Annotated in this window: 21 protein-coding genes; 17 read left to right on the top strand and 4 right to left on the bottom strand. The window is 48.1% G+C overall.

From position 1 onward, the window contains the following. Positions 1-66: 66 nt before the first annotated feature. From ACZZZU_RS13420 to ACZZZU_RS13385, 8 genes are all read left to right on the top strand, one after another. The gene (locus ACZZZU_RS13420; RefSeq protein WP_463550888.1) at positions 67-1,299 is read left to right on the top strand and encodes a tyrosine-type recombinase/integrase; all 1,233 of its coding nucleotides are present in this window, start codon (positions 67-69) and stop codon (positions 1,297-1,299) included. Continuing rightward, positions 1,296-3,626, top strand: a complete 2,331-nt coding sequence (locus tag ACZZZU_RS13415; RefSeq protein ID WP_463550887.1) for a site-specific integrase — start codon at positions 1,296-1,298, stop codon at positions 3,624-3,626. Before ACZZZU_RS13420 ends, ACZZZU_RS13415 begins: the two co-directional genes overlap by 4 nt. After that, positions 3,623-5,680, top strand: a complete 2,058-nt coding sequence (locus tag ACZZZU_RS13410; protein ID WP_463550886.1) for a tyrosine-type recombinase/integrase — start codon at positions 3,623-3,625, stop codon at positions 5,678-5,680. Before ACZZZU_RS13415 ends, ACZZZU_RS13410 begins: the two co-directional genes overlap by 4 nt. Continuing rightward, positions 5,677-6,186: a hypothetical protein gene (locus ACZZZU_RS13405; RefSeq protein ID WP_463550885.1), complete on the top strand. Its 510-nt coding sequence runs from the start codon at positions 5,677-5,679 to the stop codon at positions 6,184-6,186. The genes ACZZZU_RS13410 and ACZZZU_RS13405 overlap by 4 nt, the downstream gene beginning before the upstream one ends. After that, positions 6,183-7,016: a thymidylate synthase gene (locus ACZZZU_RS13400; RefSeq protein ID WP_463550884.1), complete on the top strand. Its 834-nt coding sequence runs from the start codon at positions 6,183-6,185 to the stop codon at positions 7,014-7,016. The genes ACZZZU_RS13405 and ACZZZU_RS13400 overlap by 4 nt, the downstream gene beginning before the upstream one ends. 335 nt (positions 7,017-7,351) lie before the next feature. Continuing rightward, entirely contained in the window at positions 7,352-8,020 is a 669-nt protein-coding gene (locus ACZZZU_RS13395; protein ID WP_463550883.1) for a hypothetical protein, read from the top strand. 122 nt (positions 8,021-8,142) lie between these two features. Further along, the gene (locus ACZZZU_RS13390) at positions 8,143-10,152 is read left to right on the top strand and encodes an AAA family ATPase (protein ID WP_463550882.1); all 2,010 of its coding nucleotides are present in this window, start codon (positions 8,143-8,145) and stop codon (positions 10,150-10,152) included. A 67-nt stretch (positions 10,153-10,219) separates the two neighbouring features. Beyond that, the gene (locus ACZZZU_RS13385; protein ID WP_463550881.1) at positions 10,220-11,263 is read left to right on the top strand and encodes a hypothetical protein; all 1,044 of its coding nucleotides are present in this window, start codon (positions 10,220-10,222) and stop codon (positions 11,261-11,263) included. Between the two features lie 28 nt (positions 11,264-11,291). Here ACZZZU_RS13385 and ACZZZU_RS13380 read toward each other — a convergent pair whose 3' ends face one another. The 3 genes from ACZZZU_RS13380 to ACZZZU_RS13370 all read right to left on the bottom strand — a co-directional run bounded on the left by ACZZZU_RS13380 (position 11,292) and on the right by ACZZZU_RS13370 (position 14,155). Beyond that, entirely contained in the window at positions 11,292-12,026 is a 735-nt protein-coding gene (locus ACZZZU_RS13380; RefSeq protein ID WP_463550880.1) for a TIGR02391 family protein, read from the bottom strand. Between the two features lie 478 nt (positions 12,027-12,504). Beyond that, positions 12,505-13,533 carry a type II toxin-antitoxin system PemK/MazF family toxin gene (locus ACZZZU_RS13375; RefSeq protein WP_463550879.1) on the bottom strand — a complete coding sequence of 343 codons (1,029 nt, stop codon included), beginning with the start codon at positions 13,531-13,533 and terminating at the stop codon, positions 12,505-12,507. 160 nt (positions 13,534-13,693) lie between these two features. Continuing rightward, positions 13,694-14,155: a resolvase gene (locus ACZZZU_RS13370; RefSeq protein WP_463550878.1), complete on the bottom strand. Its 462-nt coding sequence runs from the start codon at positions 14,153-14,155 to the stop codon at positions 13,694-13,696. A gap of 227 nt (positions 14,156-14,382) precedes the next feature. Here ACZZZU_RS13370 and ACZZZU_RS13365 point away from each other — a divergent pair, with 227 nt between their 5' ends. From ACZZZU_RS13365 to ACZZZU_RS13325, 9 genes are all read left to right on the top strand, one after another. Beyond that, positions 14,383-14,823, top strand: coding sequence for a hypothetical protein (locus tag ACZZZU_RS13365; RefSeq protein ID WP_463550877.1), 441 nt, complete (start codon positions 14,383-14,385; stop codon positions 14,821-14,823). A 391-nt stretch (positions 14,824-15,214) separates the two neighbouring features. Continuing rightward, positions 15,215-15,568, top strand: a complete 354-nt coding sequence (locus ACZZZU_RS13360) for a hypothetical protein (RefSeq protein ID WP_463550876.1) — start codon at positions 15,215-15,217, stop codon at positions 15,566-15,568. A 9-nt stretch (positions 15,569-15,577) separates the two neighbouring features. Further along, positions 15,578-15,988 carry a DUF6957 family protein gene (locus ACZZZU_RS13355; protein ID WP_463550875.1) on the top strand — a complete coding sequence of 137 codons (411 nt, stop codon included), beginning with the start codon at positions 15,578-15,580 and terminating at the stop codon, positions 15,986-15,988. A gap of 40 nt (positions 15,989-16,028) precedes the next feature. Continuing rightward, entirely contained in the window at positions 16,029-16,760 is a 732-nt protein-coding gene (locus tag ACZZZU_RS13350) for a metallophosphoesterase (protein WP_463550874.1), read from the top strand. Positions 16,761-16,789: 29 nt separating this feature from the next. Further along, positions 16,790-17,005, top strand: coding sequence for an AbrB/MazE/SpoVT family DNA-binding domain-containing protein (locus ACZZZU_RS13345; protein WP_463550873.1), 216 nt, complete (start codon positions 16,790-16,792; stop codon positions 17,003-17,005). A 421-nt stretch (positions 17,006-17,426) separates the two neighbouring features. Next, positions 17,427-17,783: a histone-like nucleoid-structuring protein, MvaT/MvaU family gene (locus ACZZZU_RS13340; protein ID WP_463550872.1), complete on the top strand. Its 357-nt coding sequence runs from the start codon at positions 17,427-17,429 to the stop codon at positions 17,781-17,783. 107 nt (positions 17,784-17,890) lie between these two features. Next, on the top strand, positions 17,891-18,511 hold the full coding sequence (locus ACZZZU_RS13335) for a hypothetical protein (protein ID WP_463550871.1): 621 nt from the start codon (positions 17,891-17,893) through the stop codon (positions 18,509-18,511). 105 nt (positions 18,512-18,616) lie between these two features. Next, positions 18,617-19,468, top strand: a complete 852-nt coding sequence (locus ACZZZU_RS13330) for a hypothetical protein (RefSeq protein WP_463550870.1) — start codon at positions 18,617-18,619, stop codon at positions 19,466-19,468. A gap of 64 nt (positions 19,469-19,532) precedes the next feature. After that, complete coding sequence (locus tag ACZZZU_RS13325; protein WP_463550869.1) at positions 19,533-20,558, top strand: hypothetical protein; 1,026 nt, start codon at positions 19,533-19,535, stop codon at positions 20,556-20,558. Between the two features lie 46 nt (positions 20,559-20,604). On the opposite strand, the gene ACZZZU_RS13320 is transcribed toward ACZZZU_RS13325, so the two are convergent. After that, entirely contained in the window at positions 20,605-21,345 is a 741-nt protein-coding gene (locus ACZZZU_RS13320; RefSeq protein ID WP_463550868.1) for an SOS response-associated peptidase, read from the bottom strand. Positions 21,346-21,739 lie beyond the last annotated feature (394 nt).

Raw genomic sequence — 21,739 nt, 5'->3', positions numbered from 1 at the left:
TTTTATTGTGCTTTAGTGAAATTGCACATTCTGAAACCGCGCTAAGCCGCGAAGTGAGTGATCCAGGTGACTGTTGTCACGGCAAAGCTGGTCAAATTGAATCTCCGAGATTCGCTGCTGAATGAAGACGGCGCAATCGTTGACAGTGTTGTGTCACTCACTGGCGCAGGTGTTTTCGATGATGACGAGCGACTAATGCCTCTAGCATCCTCATACCTTTCTCATGGATTGAGAATGGGCAGGATGGCAGAGCACTCGGCAACTACCTATGGCAGGAATATTGAGTACCTCACAACTCATCTGAGGAGCCTGCCAGGCTTTAGAAATGAAAGTCGAGATGACTCATTAATCAGCGTCAGTCGTCCCGTTGTTGAAAGCTACTTAAGAAAGCTGCAGCAGGACGAGTTATCCAGCAAGACAATCAGGAACAGAGACGCGACCTACAATGCGTTTTTTAATGATTACCTCTGCGCTCCGATTGACGATTGTCCCCCCCTCCGCACTCTGCCTAGCCCTTATGCTAATGGACTTATCTCTCCCGCACCAAAGAGTCGACTGGTTATTGCGTGTAAATTAGCCGAGCTGAAGGAGTTGATACTTGCAACTAGTAGCGAGCGTGAGCGCTGTGTTCTGCAATTTATATTTGACGCCGGTGTAAGACGATCTGAGTTGCCGCGAGTGACATTGGCCGAAATCGATGAGGCGCTCCACTTCGGCTCCACAAATTTCATTTCAATAAAAAATAAAGAGTCCGTGCAAGCAAGCTACTGCCCATTACTAGTACATGGTAGTAAGGGTCGTGGCGGAGAGTTTAAAGAGCGATATACCCTTATTAGCAAGGAAACTCTGTATCGGATAAAGCGCTATCACGCATCACCCTTATATAAGTTATATGCACGAAAATACAAAAACGCTGCATCGACTCCGGCTTTCTTCAATGCAGAGGGGCAGCCGTTTAAGCCGAATTCTATTAGCAAATTGCTTGAAAGAGTTTCTGCCAGGGCATTGAAGCTGCTTAAGATAAGAAAGCCGATATCGCCGCACAAACTTCGTCATGGCAACGCCCATATTATGATTAACAGCTCTGACCTAGGGAGGGATCTTCTGGAGCGAATGGTGATCGTTCAGAAATCTCTTGGGCATGCCAATTTTTCAACGACGGAAATGTATTCACATGTAACGCAAGATGTATATCGGCTTTTGTGCGATGACAGTATGGAGCAAAGAACGAAAGCGGGGGAAATGGAAGAGCTCTGTCTTCAAACTAGGTTGAAAATGAAACCTGGTGAGAAAAAATGAGTGCAAAACGTAGTAGTGCGGAGATAGATGCAAGCCTTCAGCGTTGGGCAAATAAAGTAACGGCATGCAGAAATAGCCTATTGCAAGTCAGATTTGGAGCTAAAGGGCATCTGAGCTTCTCACCTTATTATCTGCAACAAGAAACTGGTATACGCTCTATATGTTGGAGAGGTAGAGAGCATATTTACGATTGGGTTGTGGATGCTCTGAAAAAAGAGAAAATTGTTATTGATGGCCATACTGCCGGAGCTTGTGAATGGCGGAGAAAACTTCTTTTCTGGTTTGAAAGCAAAACTCTGGAAGAGAAAAGGTTAATCAGACTATTTGGTAATTCTATAAGAATCAATGGTTATTTGAATAGAGTGTCTGGGTTTGAAGGTATAGCTAAAGCTAGATCTGCCTTCAGCTTAGTGAAGCAAACTTTTTCGGAGATAGAGGCGAAGCTTAGTGACTTGGGTGTTGTTAGTGGTGACTATAAAAAGGTAAAAGATCGCAAAAAGCGGATAGATAGCAATAACGAAGTCGGACTGGCGGCACGTTACGAAAGTCTTAAATCAAAAGTTATAGTCGGCGTGAACGATGTAATAGTTCCTGAACAGCCATTTTTGCATTTACTTCACCTTTTCTCTGCATCATCGATGCTAACGAAACCAAGTGGCCATAACAATTATACAAATGCCTATAAGTACTTGATCGAGCACCTAGAAACTATAGGGTTTACTGGATTCGAGCCATTAGAAGAAATACTCAAGCCTTACACGTTACTTAGATTTAGGGAGTTTCTGAAAGATAAGATCGTAGAGGGTGAAATCTCTACAGCCTACGGCACTGGCATGATGAGCTCCAGCCGAATTGTAATGAGGAGATTTATTGGCCTCGAAGGTAGTCCTATCTCTACATTTATTGACGCCGCTGGGTTCGATGTAATTAGGGAAAGTGAAACATACAGGCCGTACCCCCCAAAACAAAGAAGTGACATAGCTCAAGCGATCCTTAGGGAGATTGACGAGACTAATTCTCTTGCTGACCAATATGTTCCTACCGGTCTAGGACAAAACCCTGTAGATGACTGTGGTGGCATCATCTTTAAGAGGGTTAATGAGTTAAATGCAAGGTGGCATTTCGAAAATAAATTAAACTGTCAGCCGTGCTTTAATCGGGCAGATAGGAATTACTCATGTCATGAGCGTTTATTTCTTCTTATTTTAAAGCGCTTGGGGTTGCCACCTAAAACAGCATACACCAGGTGGGGTGTACCGTGCGGGGTTAGCTCTAGAATGCTTGCTCCTTACGTGGCGAGATTAGCACAGATAACCGGAATGAACTCCGAATCACTTATCGGCTTAGAAATTGAAGACTTTGTTGAAAAACACCCAGTAAGCAACAGGCCTTGCTTGACATATTGGAAAGAGCGATCGTCTGGAGATAAGATCTATCATTTAGATCTCTTTCACGCTGATATATCTTGGTTGACCGGTTCGCAAGCTAAAGAGGTACGTAAAATATTTGAGAGCGTTATCAAACTCACTCGTCGCATCAGAGAGCGTGCTCCAGAGTCTATAAGAAGGAAGTTGTTCATTTTTGAGGCGAAGACTCAAAAAGCAGGGGAAATATCTTCGCTTGAGATATCAGGCTGTTCCGGATTAGTTAGGATATATAGATCGTTTGTGGCTGACCATGGCCTGACAGATGAAAACGGCGCACCATTGATTCTTTCGTCTTCAAGGTTCAGACCTAGCTTCATTGCCGAATTGGTTGAGCGTGGGGTCTCAATAAGAGAAATTCAAGCCATGCTTGGGCATAAGAAAATTAAAACAACCTTGGCTTACTTGGACAAAATGCAATTCGGTAAATTCGCACGGGATAACCTGAGCGTTGCACTTGAGAAAATACACAAACAAACGATTGCTCAAAAAGAAGAGGTGATTAAAAGAACGAGTGAGCCAGGTGATAGATTAATTTTTAGATCTAGCTTGGTGTCTTGTAGAGATGCAATGAACCCTCCTGACTTTATAAGAGAGTCTGCTGGCTACAGACCTGGTCGCCCTTGTAACCTTCTAAACAAATGTCTCGGATGCGGCAATAACATAGTTACCGCCTCCAATTTGCCTGAGCTATTTGCGATGCAGAGACATTACCTCAATATTATTCGCGTAACTCGAGTTTTAGACACTCCGTATGGTGACGTCGTTCGAGAAAACCTTGATATTCTGGACTCGATACTCAATCCTGAGCGCTCAGACTTTGGTATAGAAGAGCTGAAATGGGCTGAAGCGTTGAGTCATAACATCGAGCTTAGTCCCATGATTGAAAGTGTGTCGGAATGATAGAGCATTTATACGCACTTCTGACAGAGTTGCCAAAGTGGCGGAAGATACTAATAGATTTAATGTCTTCTGATCTCACATATGAAAAAAATTTATCCGCTGAATTAGTGTCCATTTATAATGGTTTGCTCGACATGCCAGTTAGTAAGCTTTCGAAATTCAGCATGATGGTCTGGGACTTCAATTCTGATGTTCCGAATGCTGCCAGGAATATGCAAGGCTCTCCACTTCGCATGGATTTCTCTCGCTACAATGGATTCAATAACGCGATTATTTTTGAAGTCAAACTGGCTTTCCTCTGCAATCTGCTCTTCACTAAAAACCTAGGCGTCGGTAGCAAATCAAAAAAACCTTTAAGTCCTGCTTCGGTTATAACTACTTTTTCTAGTGGCCTTCATTTTATAAACACAATGTGTGGTATTGCCAGGGAGACATTTGGAGATGAATATTTTACTGACAGTAATCTCGGGTTGCGCTCTTTTACTGCCCCTGACTATAGAGAAGCAGCGTTAGTACATACACATGTCTTCGGCCAAGGATTGAAAACATGTTTCAGAGTCCTTCGCTCGCCTTATTTAGAGGATATATTCGGTGGTTTTCTGCCGTATATCGAATTAGATTCGTTGTTATGGAACTGCGCTTCGAATCGGGGGGCGAACGAAAGGAGCAAGGTTTTATCGAATCATATTTTTGAGAAGGCATCAAAAGATTCTTCATATATGATCGTGGATTTTCTTAACGCTTTAGGCCATAAGATTGAAGACTCCCACGCGCTTTCCAGGTGTATTTCTGAAGAGTATTTTATTTCTGAACTTGTCGCACACACCCCAGGCAACTTCGATATATACGTAGCTATTCGCCTTGGGAAAGCAGGCTATAGCCCTAGCGATATAATACCCAATCTAATGGGTTCCGCAGATCGTTTTTGGTCTGATAGAAATTTTGGAGAGTTCAAATCAGAAACATTGCTTCGCGACATGTCATCAGCTGTAAATGATAATTATAGGGACTATTTGAATGTAATAGATTGCGCTTGCTGTTTCATCATTGGCTTATATACAGGAATGCGACCTTCAGAATTGGCAGACCTCCTTGTGCACTCTTGTTTGCAGCCTGACGGGACTCATGAGCTCATTGTGTCCAATCTGGCTAAGCACCATGAGGGACTGTCTAAGTTGTTTGATGATAAATGGATTGCTATTCCAATAGTTAGAGATGCAATTCATGCGCTGCAGTATATATTTCGTTACACCCAGAACCCTTATGCTTTCTCGAGCGGTATGACCTTGCCGAAGGGTGGACGCGCTAATTCTTCACCCTCAAACGGCATGTGTTACAAGCTCAAGAACCTAGTTGATAATATTTTTGATGAGAACGAACTTAGTGAAACTGAGCTGTACCCTTATGTGCTGAGGCATACACTCGCGTTCCAAATGTATCGTGCCGAAATTGGTCTTCCGTTTATTTCTTATCAGCTTAAGCATTTTACTGACCTAATTGAGCCTATCGAGCGATTTAACTCGTTTAGCATCACGACTCTTGGTTATGGTGACATTGGTGACATTCTGTCTGCCGGAGGAAGCAAAATTAATGGTTCGGAAACGCTAAGACATAAGGCCGGACGCGAGTATGTGGAAAACTATTGTGACCCAGACGGGAATTTTGCTGGGGCTAACGCAAGCAGCCATCGAGATCGTATGGTGCGATTCTTTGAGGGCTACATGGCGGCTGGTTACACCAAGGATCAAATCTTCGATCAGATGGCCAAACAAGGGGTTGCACTAATAAACGTTGGTCGTGGCTTTTGTTATGGGGGTATGAGTGACGACAGTGATCCTTCATTACCTTGCATTGGTGGATTGAAGTGCAATCCGAATAATTGCTCCAATGCAGTTGTCACCAAGGCAAACGCTCCCCAATGGAAAGAGGTTTATTATTCGAACCAGCAAGCTCTTAATAGTTCTTCAACTGATAGTAATCGTGAGAATATCATTCTCGCCATGAATGAAGCCGAAGGCGTTCTTATTTATCTTGGTGAGAAAATCAATAAATGAATCGCCAAAGTTATGATACTCAGAATGATTCTGACTTCAATGAGAATACTGAGCTTATTTTAGGTGCGATCCAAACCATTGCTGGTAACGCAAATCTTAAGCCTACACTTGCCGAGCTCCAGCGTTTAACCGGGCTTCATCGTAATACTTTAAGCAACCGCTCTTGGCCTTTAGATCGCTTGCGAGAAATAAAGAGCAATCGGGTACGCAAAGAAGCGTCTCTCAAAGAGCTATCCGTTCGTCAGAAAGATCCAGTTAAGGTTTTATCTGAGCGGCTCGAGAAAAGTCGTTTAGAAGTATTGTATTGGTTCAACCAAAGTAAGGATCATGAAGGTTCACTTTTCAGCCTCGACCGACGGCACAAGGACTTGTTGCTTTCTAGAGACTATTACATGGCAGAGGCCAGAGAACTCAAGCGAAAGCTCAACGAAATTGAGGCTGAAAATGTTAAGCTTAGAGATGCTTTGCAAATAGTTAGCACCACCAAAGTCGAGGTTTCTCAGTGAAGGCATATCAGGATTTGCTTGCAGATGTCCTCCAGGGCGGAGCTCAGAAAGGTGACCGCACAGGTACAGGCACTATCAGCGTTTTTGGCCGTCAGTTCCGCCACAACCTCGAGGATGGCTTTCCTTTGCTGACCACCAAGAAGGTTCACTACAAGGGGGTAGTGAACGAGCTTCTGTGGTTCTTGAAGGGCGATACCAGCACCAAGTGGCTCAAAGAGAACGGGGTTAGCATTTGGGATGAGTGGGCGACCGAGGATGGTGATCTGGGCCCTATCTACGGTAAGCAGTGGACAGAGTGGCCGACGAAAGATGGGAAGACCATCAACCAGATCGATTACGTCGTAAACACCCTGAAAACCAACCCAAACAGCCGTCGTATCCTTTTCCACGGCTGGAACGTTGAGTACCTGCCTGACGAGAAGGTCAGTGCTCAGGAGAACGTAAAAAACGGCAAGATGGCGCTCCCCCCTTGCCACCTGCTGTATCAGTTCTACGTGGCCAACAACAAGCTGTCGGCTCACCTGCTGATTCGTTCGTCAGACCTGTTCCTGGGCTGGCCGTACAACTGCGCTTCGCTCGCAACGCTTACCCATATGCTGGCTCAGCAGTGCGATTTGGGGCTGGGCGAAATCGTCATCACGATGAGCGATGCACATATCTACTCCAATCACCTGGAGCAGGTGAAGACGCTTCTTTCGCGTGAGCCTAAAGCGTTGCCGAAGCTAGTAATCAAGCGTAAGCCGGCGAGCATTTATGACTACACGTGGGAAGACTTCGAGCTTGTAGGTTACGACCCACACCCGCACATCGCGGCGCCAGTAGCAATCTGAAATATTTGTGGCGATTGAATAGACCTGCATCTGCCTCCACCTCTGGCAGGTGACAGGTCTTTTTAATGCCGCATCAATAAGCCCCGTCTCAGTTAGCGGTGAGCGCTACCTCACCCTTAAGTTTTTCTATGCCTCTTCATCGGGGCTGTGAGCTTTGGTTCGTATAGGAGAGGTGTTTGGCTATACCAATTCCATGGACGCTTGGGGGAGTGGTTGCTGGGTGGTGTTTGCGGAGCGTCCACAAGCTGTTGTTCCACCGCACTTATCTGGAGTCTCACAGACGATGGCTGAAAAACCATGGTCTAGGGGCCTTTTGGCAGCCACTAGGTGAGCACTTGGAATATTCGATTCACATAGCCATTTCTACTGATCCAGCTCCCCAAGTATCCAAAGTGGCATTTCGTGCATGCACAGAAGAAATCGAGCGATTCGAGGCTGTGTTCGAAGCACATGGGATGGGGGCGAGATTTCAGCAGACCATCAATATTCATGACCTCAACAGTACCCCAATTGTTTTTTCCCTGACCAATCTCCCTTTGTGTGAGCTTGTCCAGACAAGCGATCACAGTTTCCGTTACTCGCTTGATAGCTATAGATTCCGCATGTTGGAGATCACGCAAAAGGATGGCCGTCTGAGCCGTTTGCCTGATCAGATAACGCACACCCTCACACAAACATGGGCGCAAAACTCCGAATGGAAGCGGCTCTGGGATGAGTGGTGGAATCTGGACGCCATTTCCTTCGCTCAGCAAGAGATTCAAATCTACTGGCGATGGTTCGGGTACTGCTCAAAATCTGGTCGTTTTCCACCGGCAGTTTCGAACCCACTGCTAAGAGCTGTCATGAGTCCATTCCGTAGAGTTATCGGGTGGGCGATGGGGCTTCGTTGGCTATCAATTGCTCAATTCTGGTTAGCAATTTGGTCTGGTTTGTTCGTCCTCGATGCAGATGATCGCCTTGTATGGCGCTGGAGCACTCAGTCACCAGTGGAGCAACAAATTTAGGTGTGCTGATTCAACTTCTCCCTTCACGGGGGCATAGCGCCACATACCGCTCTTCTCTTTGCACCTGGCATTAGGCTATCGTTCAGCCATACCTCCACTCATGTGTTGCAAAGGGATTGACCATGCGTTTGAGAAAGGTGCGAGTTCAGAACTATCGCAGCATCATTGATACCGGCGAATTTGAGGTAGAGCGGCTCAAGACGATACTGGTGGGCCCAAACGAGGCTGGTAAAACTGCCATTCTTCAAGCTATTCAGCAGATTAATGCAGCCAGTGGCGTGAAGGGTTTCAACCCTCTCCGTGATTATCCCAGATCACTTTATACACAGCTCAGCCGAGGTGATGTTGAGCCGGGCGACGTGGTTGTTGTTACCGCGACTTTCGAACTAGATAAAGCCGACCTTGATCACGCTCCCGAACAAATCAAAGGGAGTGCATTGTTTTATAAATTTACTAGGTATCTTGATAACAAGTATACACATAGTTTAATCGGTGCAGTCGCGCCAAACCACAACGATATTAAGATGGATCTTATTAGATTAGTTGCCCATCTTGATAGAGACGTTGTTAAAGGTGAGCCGAAAATTCATGCAGATAGCTTGGCAGAGCTTACTGCGTCATGGACTCAATATCGAAATCTTTGGGCCGTATCTGCAGGGCTTCGCAAATGGTTAGATGAGGTACTTCCATATGTTGACGAAGACAATGAAAAGGAAATAAAACGCTGGGAAAGCATTAATGAAAAGCTAAACCTCTCAGTTGCGATTAGCGCTTTCGTATCATATTTATACAGCAAACGTCCTGTATTTGTGCTTTATAGCAATTATTTCCGTGTCAAGCCGATCATTCATCTTGGAAATCTAGCTAAACGAACAGAGTCAGGCAGCTTAGATGACGAAGCCTATGACTACGGTAATAATTGTCTTCTTAAGTTACTAGGCTTCACGGCCCGCGAGCTATCGGATCTGGGTAGAGTTTCTGACCCTAGCTATACTACTAGCGATCTGGAGGAATTTCGCGACAAATTAGATCAACGAGCTTATGAGCTCAATGCAGCCAGCGTTGAACTCACTCAGCAAATTGTTAAAGTTTGGAACCCGGACGACAACAGAGCCGAAGCGAGCAGGCTTAAACTATCTGCAGACGGTCAGTATCTGAAAGTGGTAGTTGAGGACAACATTGGGGTGGAAGTAGAGCTAGACCAGCGCTCGGAGGGGTTCCAGTGGCTGGTCTCGTTCTTCATCGTTTTCTTTGCAGAAGCTAAAGGAAAACATAAAAACACCATCCTGCTTTTAGACGAGCCTGGTGTCAGTCTTCATGCTCTCAAGCAGCGAGAGTTCAGGAAAACTATCTCGATGCTGGCGGATGAAAACCAAACCCTATATTCGACCCACTCCCCGTTCTTGGTTGGCCCCGATGAATTGGACATGGTCAGGGTGGTGGAGCTCACTGATAGAACCGTTGGCACCAAAGTACACACGACGGTGACATCGAGTGACCCTGCAGCGCTCCTTCCGCTGCAAGAGGCGCTGGGCTACGACCTGGCTCAAAGCCTGTTTGCCAATCAGCGCAATCTGATACTCGAGGGGCTTACGGACTATTGGTATCTCGAAGCTATTTCCAACCTCCTTAAGGAAGGTGGTATTGCTTCACTGAATGACAAGATCGCACTTGTCCCTGCGAACACCGCCGGCAAAGTGGTTTACTTCGCGACAATCTTGACCTCCCACAATCTCAAAGTCGCTGCGTTACTCGACTCTGATAATGCGGGCGACCAGGCGGCTCAACAGGAAATTCTGGTACACCGTCTCAGTAACAAAAGGATCCTCCGCACCTCGGATTTTGCAGTACCAAAGCTTGCACGGGCTGAGATCGAGGATCTGTTGAGGCCTACTCTTGTCGAGATCGCTAAGTCTGACCTGGGGTGGGATATCACCTCGGCTGTCGTCGGCAGCACCGACAAACCCATAGTCGACGTATTCCAGCGGCAAGTGGGCAAGGGGTTCTCGAAGTACAAGCTGGCTAAAGCCTTTTTGCAGTGGTCGCGGGATCACTCGGCGGCGGATCTGTCTGCAGATGAGGTTGAAGGTTGCACCAAGCTCATCAATGCCATTAACAACGCACTTAAGTAACCTGACATTGCTGGCTCATTTGTCCACCGAATGAGCCAGTTCCTTTCGCGGTTCTGGGAGGCTAGCAGTGGAGCGGTTTTGCATTGACGAGAGCGGCTATACGGGCTTCGATCTGCTGAATGCGGAGCAGCAGTTTCAAGGGGCTTCGGCGATATGCATCACCGAAGAAGAGGCGTATGACGTCATCAAGCGATTCTTCCCCAAGCTTCAGGCAACCGAACTTAAGTATCGAGCTTTAGCTAGGCGCCCTGGAAATCTGGAGCGGCTGCTAAATATGCAGCGTTACCTGCTCGAGAACTTCAAATGTGTGACCTACATTGCTCATAAGCGCTTCCTGCTGACCCTGATGTTTATCGATTACGCGGTTGAGCCTTATTACTACGCCCGCGGAGTCGATTTTTACCAAAACGGACAGAACTATGGGCTGGCATCGCTGCTCTTCTATGGTGGTGAAGGCTTGTTCGGTTCTGGGTATCCGAACGTTTTAGCGGCCTTTCAGAGGGCGGTTAAGGAGAAGAGCCCCGCAGCGATTGAGAAGCTTTTGAAGTCTGCCGCCTCTCTGCCGCGCGAGCAGCTTCCCGAAGCGTTGGTACCCCTCCACGCTAGATGTCCGCATTGCATTGATGCGATCCTAACTGAAGGGGTTTCTACTGATGCTGCATTGATTGTTCTTGAGTCGCTTATATCGCGAATGGAGGTAATGGCGGCTGGGCCATATCGTGTTGAGCATGATCATTCGAAAAATTTGGATCAGTACCACGACTTACTTAAGCAGTTTATCAACCATCAAGACTCGGTTGAGTTTCGTCAATCGGAGATCGCTTCCATCCGTTTTCCCCTTAAGCTCACTGCAGTAGATCAAGTGGACTCCAAAGGCTCCCTGGGTGTGCAGCTTGCGGATGTCCTCATTGGGGGAGCAACTGATGCATCCAACTCCCTCATCGGTATGAGAGAAAAAAGCGGTTATACCGAGGGAGTCTTTTCGGCTTATAAAGATGACCAGATCATCCATATGCTTCCCTCTCTGGATTTTGAAGCGCAAAGGCGCTTTAGAGCCGGATCACAAGCAAGCGAAGTGATTGATTACTACAGCAAGAATTTCCGTTTGTAAAAGTTCAGCATCTCAACCGTATCAGACGCTACGAGGCAGTTATTTTGCGTAGGGAGTCGAGCTTTCTATGCATGAGGGACACCATCGAGAAGATGTCTAGAGCATCTTGCTCGGACATGGGCCAAGTGGTTTTTGTCGCATGAGCGAGAGGGTTGCGCACTGCACCGAACAGGCCGATGAGTAGATTTGCAAATCCCCTCTGTTCGCTTTTTTCTGACTCGGTGCTCAGCGGCCCGAGTGCTAGCAAGGGGGTTTGCCCAAGGAATGCTTTGGTGACCAGGTCAGCCCCATCGAGCCCCAGGCCTGTCAGGTTTCGGATTCGCTCCGCTACTCCTTTTGTCGCTTCAAAAACTGCATGGAAGTAGTTTTCGTCCAGTAGTTCCGAGCGGCAGTATTTTAAGACCTCTTCGTGAACGGAGCGATTTTCTAAGGCAGCTTTTAGCTTGCCTGCTCTTGCCCGTGCTACGTCCAGCGTCGATGCCCGATCAGTCCGGCCAACCTTCCCGTCATCTCGCACATAAAAGCCTTCGAAGGCGAGAACTACATTCAATTCATCCCGACGCCAGGTGAATGAAGCGCGATCTCGCGCGTAGCTCACCGGGCTCATTGCTGCATTGATAAAGAGAATGAGGTGGTTGCCAACTCCATAGTGAGTCTGGACGGTTGCGAGAGCGTTAAATAGTCGCTTCCACTTCGTGTTTCCGGAGTCTACGTCTTCTACGCGGATATCCTGAAGTAGCCTACCAATTTGGGTGCCGCTCAAGCCACGCTCGGTATCTGCCAGTATTCGCGATACTGCCTCAACGTGCTGAGAGCTAAATGGTGCGATTCGTTCTCCCAAGTCCAACCTCCGCTCAGATCAAGCTTAGGTAGCGAAAACTACCCTTGGCGAAGCCAACTATTCACGAAATGTTGGTGCTCAGCCATCGTTTCCTGCGAGGGGCTAGGCAGTGATCTAAAGGCTTTGTCGCTCTGATATTCGGCTACTCAATGGAGCTATCTAGAGCTAGATGGGGATGGGGTACACTAAAAGACAGGCAACAAAAAACCGCCATATAGGCGGTCTCTTGAGTTTTCTTCTGCAGTAAGTGCCCGAAGGCCGTCGCGAGGTTCCGGCACTGCTCCAGAATCCCCACCAGTGCTGTGAATAGTAGCCAAACAACTCTGGTTTGTCAATAGCATTTGCTACGTACAGGACGTAGCAAATGCTGTATTTAGAATGTTCTGACGGCCAGTATATCTTATGCCTGTTCTGCCGCCATCATTTCGTAGAGGCCCTTGAGATCAGCTACCTGTTGGCCTAGCGCCCCTTCATTGCCCATTTTCTTGCTCCAGTCCTTAGCGACCTCTTCCACAAGGCGTAGCTCCGCCACTTCTTTTCTAGAGGCCTCCAGCTCTGCTCGGGTTTCTTCTAGCTCTGTCTGGATATTGCCTAGGGAAGCTAAGCGCTGTTGTGCGTCTTGTAGTCTGGTCTTGGTTTGCTGATAGTCCGTAATGCCTACGCTGTGGGCTAAGCATGTCTTCATATCAGCTTGGTCTTGTGCTGATAGGCGTAGTACATAGCCAACGTTACGACCTGAGCGGGTATGGCCGGGTCTCTTGAAAACACTTAGCGGAGGGAGAATCCTGCTGGCTGAGAGGGATTCAATCATTCCCGTAAGAACCCAGCTGTCGCTGCCGCTCGTTCCCCATTGCGATAATTGCGCCATCGTAGCATTAGACAGCTTAAAGCATGTCCTATCAGCCGGTAGGCCTTGTGACGTAACAGGGGCGACCTGTACCTTCCCACGTTTGGCGCTGATAACGACGGCTAGCCGCCGCTTGTGCATTTCGCCTTTCTGGATGGTGTCACAGTACCGCTTGTTGGGTCTTATCTGGCCATCTTCACGTGCGACGTTCTGGATGAATCCGTAATCGACGTCCACAAGAGTGCCGAAACGGATAAGGCTTTCTAAACGTTGGCCAGTTTTGGCGAGGGTCTGTCTGAGATACTCCTCAGGCGCCACGCTACTGAAAAGCTTACTTAACACCACAGTGTAAATGGCAGGGATTTCGCCTTGTGCGGAGGTTAAAGACGCCCCTTCAAGATGCCACCGGTAATTCGGATTGTTCGTAAATTTCTTGGTGCAGAAAACGTGGTGCGTTGAAACACCGGGTACTAGCGCTTCTGAAATTGAATCGAACCTTTCAATTCCCAGAGGTGAGAGCAAGGGCAGGCCAGATGCAATGTCTTTCGTCTGCTCAAAATACTGAATGACAATCGTGTCCATAACTTCCTTGTTGAGGATGCTGCTACCTGAGCGGGCCAATATGCCATAGGTATGGTCGAATCGCAGCAAAGTGGGGCGGGGATCGGGGTGAAAGCCTTGGTCTTCGCTACAAGACGGCAACTACTCCGTTACTGATTTTCGGTGCCTGACACTCAACGTGCTAGGCGTCCCAATAGCTGTAGACGGTACTTTTAGAAAGCCCGAGCTTTTCTATGGTCTCTGCTTTTGTGTAGCCAGCAGCCTTGTGTTCCTTTACCTCCTTGCGGTTTTTCTCGTTCCTTGGCTTTCCTCGAGACCTTTTTACAAGCTCTTCCCCATGGAACTGCTTTTTGAGTAGCTCGCTTCCTCCATTTGCGCGAAAGGAAACCAGCTGCAGACGAGCTTTCTCAAGGGTCAACTCCGGTGGCTCGCCTCTTTCAGACCCCAAGGTCAGGGTCAGCAGAGCTATGGGGTCAAAGTCCAGCGCCTCTGCCAGCTCCACGAACCCTTCGAGCGAAATGGTCTGTTCCCCACGTTCTAGACGGCTGATAGCGGTTTTGGTGCGTGCAGCAGAAAGGTGGCCGTACTCCAAGCCTCGGATTGCACGGACGACCCTAAGCACTGCGGCGAGGTCAGTTTTCAACGGTGAGTCCCGCTCAAAACTGAGGATAAGGCCATGCAAGGAGGGTTCAAATAAACACAGCTTCCTGCTATTATCAGAACCTCTCTGCCAGGCGATTGCTGCCTGGGCCTTTCCTGGCGCGGCCTGGAGAGGGGAGGGACATGGCCAGACCGATGTCTGAATTAGCTCATTATTGTCATTATCGAAGGCGGCGTGTGTGGGCGAGAGGTATTTTTTAAGGGTTTTGGATGTTCACAACGCAGACCTATCAAGAAATCGATTTGGGGGATTTCCTAGGAAGGGAGGAAAAGCACTGGTTTATGGTCGAGCACGACCTGAATGTCCCTTGGTTTCACGTTGCACTTGACGCTTCCGGAATCCACAGCCCCCAGACATTTTTGGTTGCGAATAGCAAAGTCCTAGAGGCCTTGGTCGATACGCTGGAACAGCATTCGGCTTGCTACCAGGTGCAGCTAGTCATCCCAGCAACTGCTCCAGGTTGTTCACGATGGAGTATGAGGCAACTGACACGACTTGAGCGGGCCAGGGATCTCAATGGGAGCAACGCAGAGATTTACACCTTCGAACATGGTGAAACCCTAGTCTTTTCGGAGAGTGCTGGATGGGATGCTAGCGAAGTTAAGCATCTAGAGGTTTTCTTCGAGCAAAAATTAGGCCTCGCATCATGACCTCAACGGTTGTTGTTCGTCCTCTCGATCCTTATGAAGAGATTAAGCTTAGAGAGGCGTGCCGCCATCCTTATAGTTCATACATCAATGGAATTCTGGTGGATGCACATATTTCTGCGTGTTCCGGAATTGGATATTTATACGGTAATCATAGGTTGGCTCACGCAGGCTACGTTCTGACATCCGATGTCCAGTCTGTGACCAATGATGGTGGTATCTGGGTGCTCACCACAAAGAACTCAAAATATGCGATTGCGACTTTCGAAAGGGAGGGAGGTAGGCAGTCACTTGAGAATTATTTGAAAGTTACGCGGAACGGCTTTTTACCTACGCCGTTAGGGCGCCACTAAATGGAGTAATGGTCTTGGAAGGTATCAGGTGGAATCTCAATATGCGTGATTCCCCAGAGCAAGGCAGCGAGCGCGAGAAATACTACCGGCGATTATTCATTGAGGCATCTTCTGGGAAACTAATTGAGTTTGGTTCGCTCGTTCGGGGGCTGCGCACGGATATCGCAATGCTTAATCAAGAGGATTTTTCGCGAATGTGCAAGGTTCCTCTGCAGAGTTTGCAACTCCTTGAGAGTGGGGTTCTTGATCCAGAGGTGGATTTCTTAAATGCAATTCTGGTGATTTTCGGATTTCAGGTTGGAATTACGAAATACAGTGGCCACGTACCGCCGAGAGTGAAGTCTCGTCGAGATAGGGCTTTTGCATATGAGCATCACGCTTGGCATCACGATTAATAGGACGATATGGAAACGGCACCGCAGAGACTCATAGATACCATCCAGTTCATGGAGGGCGAAGGGGAAGTTGCTCTAGGCACTTCGCTAAGTATTGAAGCCGCTAAAGCAGAGGTTCTCCGGAGGTTTCCTGGAAAGCCTTATTGCTTGGTAAGGCGATGGATTGTGGCTGATGTCCTTCAGAGTGACGAGGCGCGTTCAGATGTTGAGGCTACCGGCCGCAAGTCCAGGATGGTGTACGCCCATGAAGTAATTGAAGACCAAGCTGGCCGGTTCCAACCCGGTTGGTGGGCTCGGAGTACCTGGGAGCTTAGCTACGACCAGAGGGGTTTCTTTGAAACACGCAGCACGGTTTATGTGTTGATGGGCGACGGTTATCTGAAGGTCGTGCCGCTGGAGGTAATACATGGGATTTTTTAACCCTGCTACAGGCTGGTTGCGCGAAGAGAGGGCACATTGAGTGCGTATACACATCCTGTCTGACCTACATATCGAATTTGCCCCATACGAGCCGGCTCAGGTTAAGGCTGACGTAGTGGTTCTGGCGGGCGATATCGGGCTGCGCGAGCGCGGAGTGAAGTGGGCAGAAACTGCATTCAATTGCCCAGTGCTTTACGTGCCAGGTAACCACGAATTCTACGGGGGGCACCTTGAGCGCACGCTTCAAAAAATGCGCGACGCTTGCGGAACGCACGTGAAAGTTTTGGACTTCGACGAGGTGATTTTAGGCGGCGTGAGGTTCCTAGGCGTGACAGGGTGGACAGACTATTGCGCCAACGGAAACCCGGAGCTGGACATGATCACCGCCCGAGCTTCTATGAATGACTTCAGAACCATTCGAACTGAAAACTATCGTCGTATCCAACCTCAAGACCTTAGGCAGATATCAAATCGAGCTAGGGTGTGGCTTGAAGAGCGATTAGCAGTTCCTTTCGATGGGAAAACGGTCGTTATTACGCACCACGCGCCTTCGCTCTGGTCATTGATATCAGTTTGGTCGAATCAGAGCTTGGATTCGTCCTACGCCAACAACTGGGATCACCTGTTATTCCAAGACGTCGATCTATGGATCCACGGGCATTCCCATCACGCCGTTGACTACCTGTTAGGAACCGCAAGGGTTGTATCGAATACTCGTGGTTATCCAGGGGAGGAATGCGGTTTCAACTCGGCTCTTGTCCTAAATATCTAGCGTATGAAGCAGGTCGGAAATCGCTGTTAATGAGTCATCTCTGCAGGCGAACCCTGGCTTGTCACGATGCTGACGACGGTAGCGGCGATGTGATGGTCGTACTGACTCAAGAGGATATGGAAGCCTTGGGGTTGGTCACAGGTGACGAGCTTTCAATCGAGTTTGTAGATGGGGCGGTGATCTTCACTCTGCTCCGTACTCCGAGCGATTTGTCGCAATCAACTGAGGATATCAACGATGAGTGATACGACTCTTGTATGTGATGTCTGCGACCGCAGCTTCGATCCTGCGTCTGTAGGAGCTCCTTCAGGTGTTCTCGGCTCTCACCCGTCATATCCGGTCGCTATCTACAGGCTCGTGTTGTGCAGCAGTTGCTTTGGTGGATGTCTCTCGACGCTTCGAAGCGACCGAGAGATACAGTTCTTGTTCGAAGGAGATGAGCTCGATTTGAGCAATTTTGGGAAGGTGAATTCGGTGTCTAGGTAAACACGGTGCATTCGATGAATTCGTCTCTCATGACTAGGCCAGATAATCCTGGATTAGAACACTAGGCTTGCTCGCTATGTGGAATCAAAACCATATGCCCTCATGGTAGCCAGGCTGGTTAATTCTATCTTAATCAGCCATCCTTGCTCCTTTCCAATACCTATAACGGAGCGGTTACGCATGTCCAAAATTTCCGAGTTTAAAGCCCTTGAAGCCCAAATCGCCGCTCAAATGAAACAGCTGGAAGTTTTGAAGAACGATGCTGGTCTGAAGAAAGAGATCGAGTTTGAAACCAAACTGCGTGATCTGATGGCAGAGTACGGCGTTAGCCTGAGCGGCATCGTTGCTTTGCTCGACCCGCAGGCTAAAGTGAAGTCGGCTGCCAGCGCCCCTGTACAGCGCAAAGCTCGCGCTACCAAGACCTACAAGAACCCAAATACCGGCGAAGTCGTTGAGACCAAAGGTGGTAACCACAAGGTTCTGAAGGCATGGAAAGAGAGGCACGGCGCGGCTGTTGTAGAAGGCTGGCTTGCTTAATAGCTACCTCAGTTGAGTTACCTCAAAAAAAGGCCCTTCCGGGCCTTTTTTATTGGGCTCGCTTCCGGCAGAGTCGGACATCATCTATTTAAGGAGCCTCAATAGCCATGGCATGGCAAACCATCGATGATCTCGTTTCCGAACAGATTAAGCAGGGGTTGGTTCCTTCGAACCATCAATTGCTTGGATTCACTATCGTTGGGCCTGACGGGAAATTTGTTCAAGAAATACCCTCCACCCCAGAGACTCAAGTGACTTGGGTTGTTGATTTGCTTACCGCTCAACTGTTACCAGATTACGAACAAGCAAAACTTGTCGCAAAGGTTCTGCGAGGGCCTTTCAGGCCTGCGGTTGTTACCGGTGTTGAAGGAGAGCGACAGCATTTCTTCCTGCATATGGATGCCGATCCAGACTACACCCGGCCCAAGCGTTGGCTGCCGCTTTATCCTGTTCAGTTAAAAGAATTGATTGAGGAGGGAGAGATCCCTCCTGGTGCAAAATTCAAAGGCTATGTTCTGAGAATCATCGCCTCAGATGAGTATTTAGCAGCGTATAGCAATGACTCCTACAGCGAGGGTTGGAAGTGGGGAATCCATCCAGGCCAAGCAAAGGTTTTCAAGGACTTCCAAAAGGCGTGCAAGCTCGCCAAACGTCATGGGCAAGCTGACGTTTTTCCTTTGGTTGATACCGGCGGACAGTTCATGGTTTTCGAGCCCCCAACTCGTTGATTGCTCAATCCAACGATTTTTTAGACGCGTCTAAAATTTCGATTTAGAAAGGGCTCTAACCGTGTTTAGCAACAAGCCTATTTAATTAAAGTTGGTGCCAAAAAAATGCTTTTTGAAAAAATCAAGGGGCTCAATAGGCCAAGCCTATTAAGTTGGATGGATTTCCTAGGGCTAATCACGGTAGTTGTGATTTCTGCAATATTCGTGACCTATGGGGTTTGCCGAATTTCCGATATTTTGGATAGCTCTGATTTAATGAAAATAAAGTTTATTGACTGGATTGGAGGTGCGGGGCAGATAGCTACCGCATGTGCTTTCGCTCTAGCTCTAGTTCAATACAGGATCAGCATACGCCAGCAACGGCAGGTTCATATTGCCTCTGAGGCCAAACTTCAAATTGAGCGGATGGTCACGGTTATTAACAGTATTTCGGTGGGTGATAACACTTGCTTGGAAAACATAAGACGATCTCTAACGCTGCTCTCTAACACTGCTGTTGGGTTTGAAGAGCTCTTTGATGCAATGGATGAAGATATTCAGAAGGCTATCGTTAGAGTTCGTTGGCAGGATATGTTTTTCAATGATTTGCGCCATGCCTTATCCGCTCTCGATGGGCGAAGTCTTCTAAAGAATATGAAGATTTTTGACGAGACTTCTCTAGCTTTGGCAATTATAAGGGCCGGAGATGCTGCTGCCCAAATTGGCCCGGCAGAGCTCTTTGCGAAATACACGTTTCTCAACAAGTTGTTCAGTGATCCATATGTGGTATCTAAATTTTCGTTGAAAGGAAGTATCGATTCGCTAGAGAGTTTTTCTCGGCAGTTTCTTGATGACTCTAATTTAAATGATCTTTTATATGGGTTGATTTCACGAGTGGATATTAGGGTCGTCGCACCACTCTTGGCAGCAGCAGAGCCAACCAACCTTAGCCAACTGCTAGTTAAACGAAAGAGCTAGCCAATTTGGTTGGGCTTGAAGCTGCGAGAGAGTGGGTGAAAGTTTAAGTGCATTCGAGGTGGAAATGGCTAATCCGTTTTTAAGTGAGTATCTCGAAAGTGTTAAGCGTCAAAATGCTAAAGGCCGGTGTCTTCACTTTGATTCTGGCGAGCGATGCAAGCAGTTTATCTCCGCCCATTCTATTCAGAAAATGGGGCAGCTTCACAGTATCGCTGAAGAAAACCATATATATAGAATGAATGCAGATATTTCGACGCTAAATAAAACTCAGGGCACTCCAATTCCGAAGCGAGTCGGCATCGGGAAGGCATCTACGTTTCTTGGCTTCTGTAAGGAACACGATAATGCTCTTTTTGAACCAATCGATAATTTTCCTTTGATTCCGGATTTGGAACAGATAGCCCTATACTCATATAGATGCCTTTGTCGTGAATATTTCGTTAAAGAAAATATGGTTCAGGTGTTGAGGAAATCCCTTAGTTCAAAGGGGATGATGCAGCACAACAAATCTTTTATGAATAGCACACTCCTAGGAGCCGATTTGGGCTTTAAAGGGCTGAGGCATCACAAAAGTTATTACGATAGAGCTATGCGAAGCAAAGATTTTGGGGAGTTTCAGTATGTATGCTTCACTTCTGCATCACGCTGCTCACTGCAGCTATCCGGGCTGCTTTATCCGGATTTTGATTTTTTAGGGCAGGTGGTCAATGATTTGAGTGATTGGTCTACGCCGCCAGGATTAATAACGTTCTTTACAGCCCCAACTCGCTCGGGATGGGCATTTGTTTTCGCATGGCACAGCTCTAGTGAATATTATTGCCGACCTTTTATTGGATCATTATTTCAGGGCATTGATAACGGTGCTAATGCGGAAGATCTTATGCTGCGATTCTCCTTCGCGGTTTGTGAGAATCATGCTATCCGGATATCTTGGTGGGATGGGTTGCCAGACTCGAGCAAGAAAGCGGTGCTTAACAAGTTTCGCTTGATGATCCATCCCGATGAGCCAGTTCCACCCGATTATCTAATGAGTGGCTGTGAAGGTTTGGCCGATTGGTCGTTTGATGGTGTGTTGACGAATTTATTTTAAACTCGGTTTTTGGGTAACCCCAACCGGCCTGAGACGGAAGAAGCAGTCAACTGCTCAACCAAACAAGTCCAGTGTAATGGGCGTGACTGCTGGTTGGAGTGGCTCCACTCTCTCGATCAAACCAGGCCCCCTGGTTTTCCGCCTTACCAACAGCTCTGCCCACTGTGTGCCAGTGGAACGATTCCGCCATTAGCACATGATCACGAATCAAGGCTTGAGCACGTTCACTCGTGGTATCTGGATCTATCCACTCACGAGCGTGTTCGGGGCAAAATACAACGGGCTTTCGATGATGCACCTCCTTTAGCCTCACGTCTGACGCCGAAGTGATGATCGCGAATCCATCGCTCTCGGCCTGAGTCAGGCCCTCTGTTACGTGGCAAAGCTCTGCGAAGAACAACGGTCGGCCATCTACGCGAGTGATGTAGTAAGGCTGCTTTTGCTTTGGAGCTGTGGTGGTCTCAAGCCATTCATACCAACCTGATGCTGGCACCAGGGCGCGGTGAGTCCAGATAGCTTTGAAGAATTTCCCTGAGGCGACGGTTTCGGCCTTTGCGTTGATGGCGTGCGGAAATCTTTCCTGAGCCCAGGTCGGTCGCCACCCCCACTTCACGCCTTCGAATTTCAGCCTACCGGCAGAGTTGTGGAGAATCTTTACCTTGTCGGAGGGCGCGATGTTGTAGCGTGCAATAGGGCCTGGCTCGATGAGATTCAGAACCTGCTGCGCAGGCCCAAGCTCAGCGAGAAATGCTGCTGCTTCTTCGATCTGGGTTATCCGTCCGCACATGGTTTCCTCACGCAGTTGGGCGCCAATTCACCGGGTTCTTTGAGCAGTGATACTTCTCTCAGTAGCTGAGAGCTGCTTTGGATACACACAACATGGGTTCAGGGGCTCTAACTCATAGAGCGACTTCTGAGCCTTTTCCTTCTCGCTCTGGAGTCCCTATCTGAGCGCTTTAAGCATTGAGAATGCGGTCGGCGCTCACTTTGCTCAATGTTTAATCCAGGTTGAGAAGAGGTTGGCTAGGCCGACTACGATTTTTATCAAGTCAAGCAGACGATCCAGCCAGGATCTCCCACGGGTATTACCGCGCTCTAAATCTGGTGCAAATTTTTCCGCAGTCTTCCGGGGCTTTTGGGCTCCACGCTGGCTCGAGTGGCCGGAACGGGGGCGACGTTTT

The sequence above is a fragment of the Pseudomonas sp. AC136 genome, from assembly GCF_979258585.1.
The sequence above is the reverse complement of the archived record's forward strand: the minus strand, read 5'-3'. Positions and strand labels throughout refer to the sequence as shown.

Bases quoted from the DNA above. Each gene is read 5' to 3' on its own strand.
- ACZZZU_RS13415 (WP_463550887.1), top strand. From the start codon at position 1,296: ATGAGTGCAAAACGTAGTAGTGCGGAGATAGATGCAAGCCTTCAGCGT.
- ACZZZU_RS13410 (WP_463550886.1), top strand. From the start codon at position 3,623: ATGATAGAGCATTTATACGCACTTCTGACAGAGTTGCCAAAGTGGCGG.
- ACZZZU_RS13405 (WP_463550885.1), top strand. From the start codon at position 5,677: ATGAATCGCCAAAGTTATGATACTCAGAATGATTCTGACTTCAATGAG.
- ACZZZU_RS13390 (WP_463550882.1), top strand. From the start codon at position 8,143: ATGCGTTTGAGAAAGGTGCGAGTTCAGAACTATCGCAGCATCATTGAT.
- ACZZZU_RS13375 (WP_463550879.1), bottom strand. From the start codon at position 13,533: ATGGACACGATTGTCATTCAGTATTTTGAGCAGACGAAAGACATTGCA.
- ACZZZU_RS13365 (WP_463550877.1), top strand. From the start codon at position 14,383: ATGTTCACAACGCAGACCTATCAAGAAATCGATTTGGGGGATTTCCTA.
- ACZZZU_RS13360 (WP_463550876.1), top strand. From the start codon at position 15,215: ATGCGTGATTCCCCAGAGCAAGGCAGCGAGCGCGAGAAATACTACCGG.
- ACZZZU_RS13355 (WP_463550875.1), top strand. From the start codon at position 15,578: ATGGAAACGGCACCGCAGAGACTCATAGATACCATCCAGTTCATGGAG.
- ACZZZU_RS13345 (WP_463550873.1), top strand. From the start codon at position 16,790: ATGAGTCATCTCTGCAGGCGAACCCTGGCTTGTCACGATGCTGACGAC.
- ACZZZU_RS13340 (WP_463550872.1), top strand. From the start codon at position 17,427: ATGTCCAAAATTTCCGAGTTTAAAGCCCTTGAAGCCCAAATCGCCGCT.
- ACZZZU_RS13335 (WP_463550871.1), top strand. From the start codon at position 17,891: ATGGCATGGCAAACCATCGATGATCTCGTTTCCGAACAGATTAAGCAG.
- ACZZZU_RS13330 (WP_463550870.1), top strand. From the start codon at position 18,617: ATGCTTTTTGAAAAAATCAAGGGGCTCAATAGGCCAAGCCTATTAAGT.
- ACZZZU_RS13325 (WP_463550869.1), top strand. From the start codon at position 19,533: ATGGCTAATCCGTTTTTAAGTGAGTATCTCGAAAGTGTTAAGCGTCAA.
- ACZZZU_RS13320 (WP_463550868.1), bottom strand. From the start codon at position 21,345: ATGTGCGGACGGATAACCCAGATCGAAGAAGCAGCAGCATTTCTCGCT.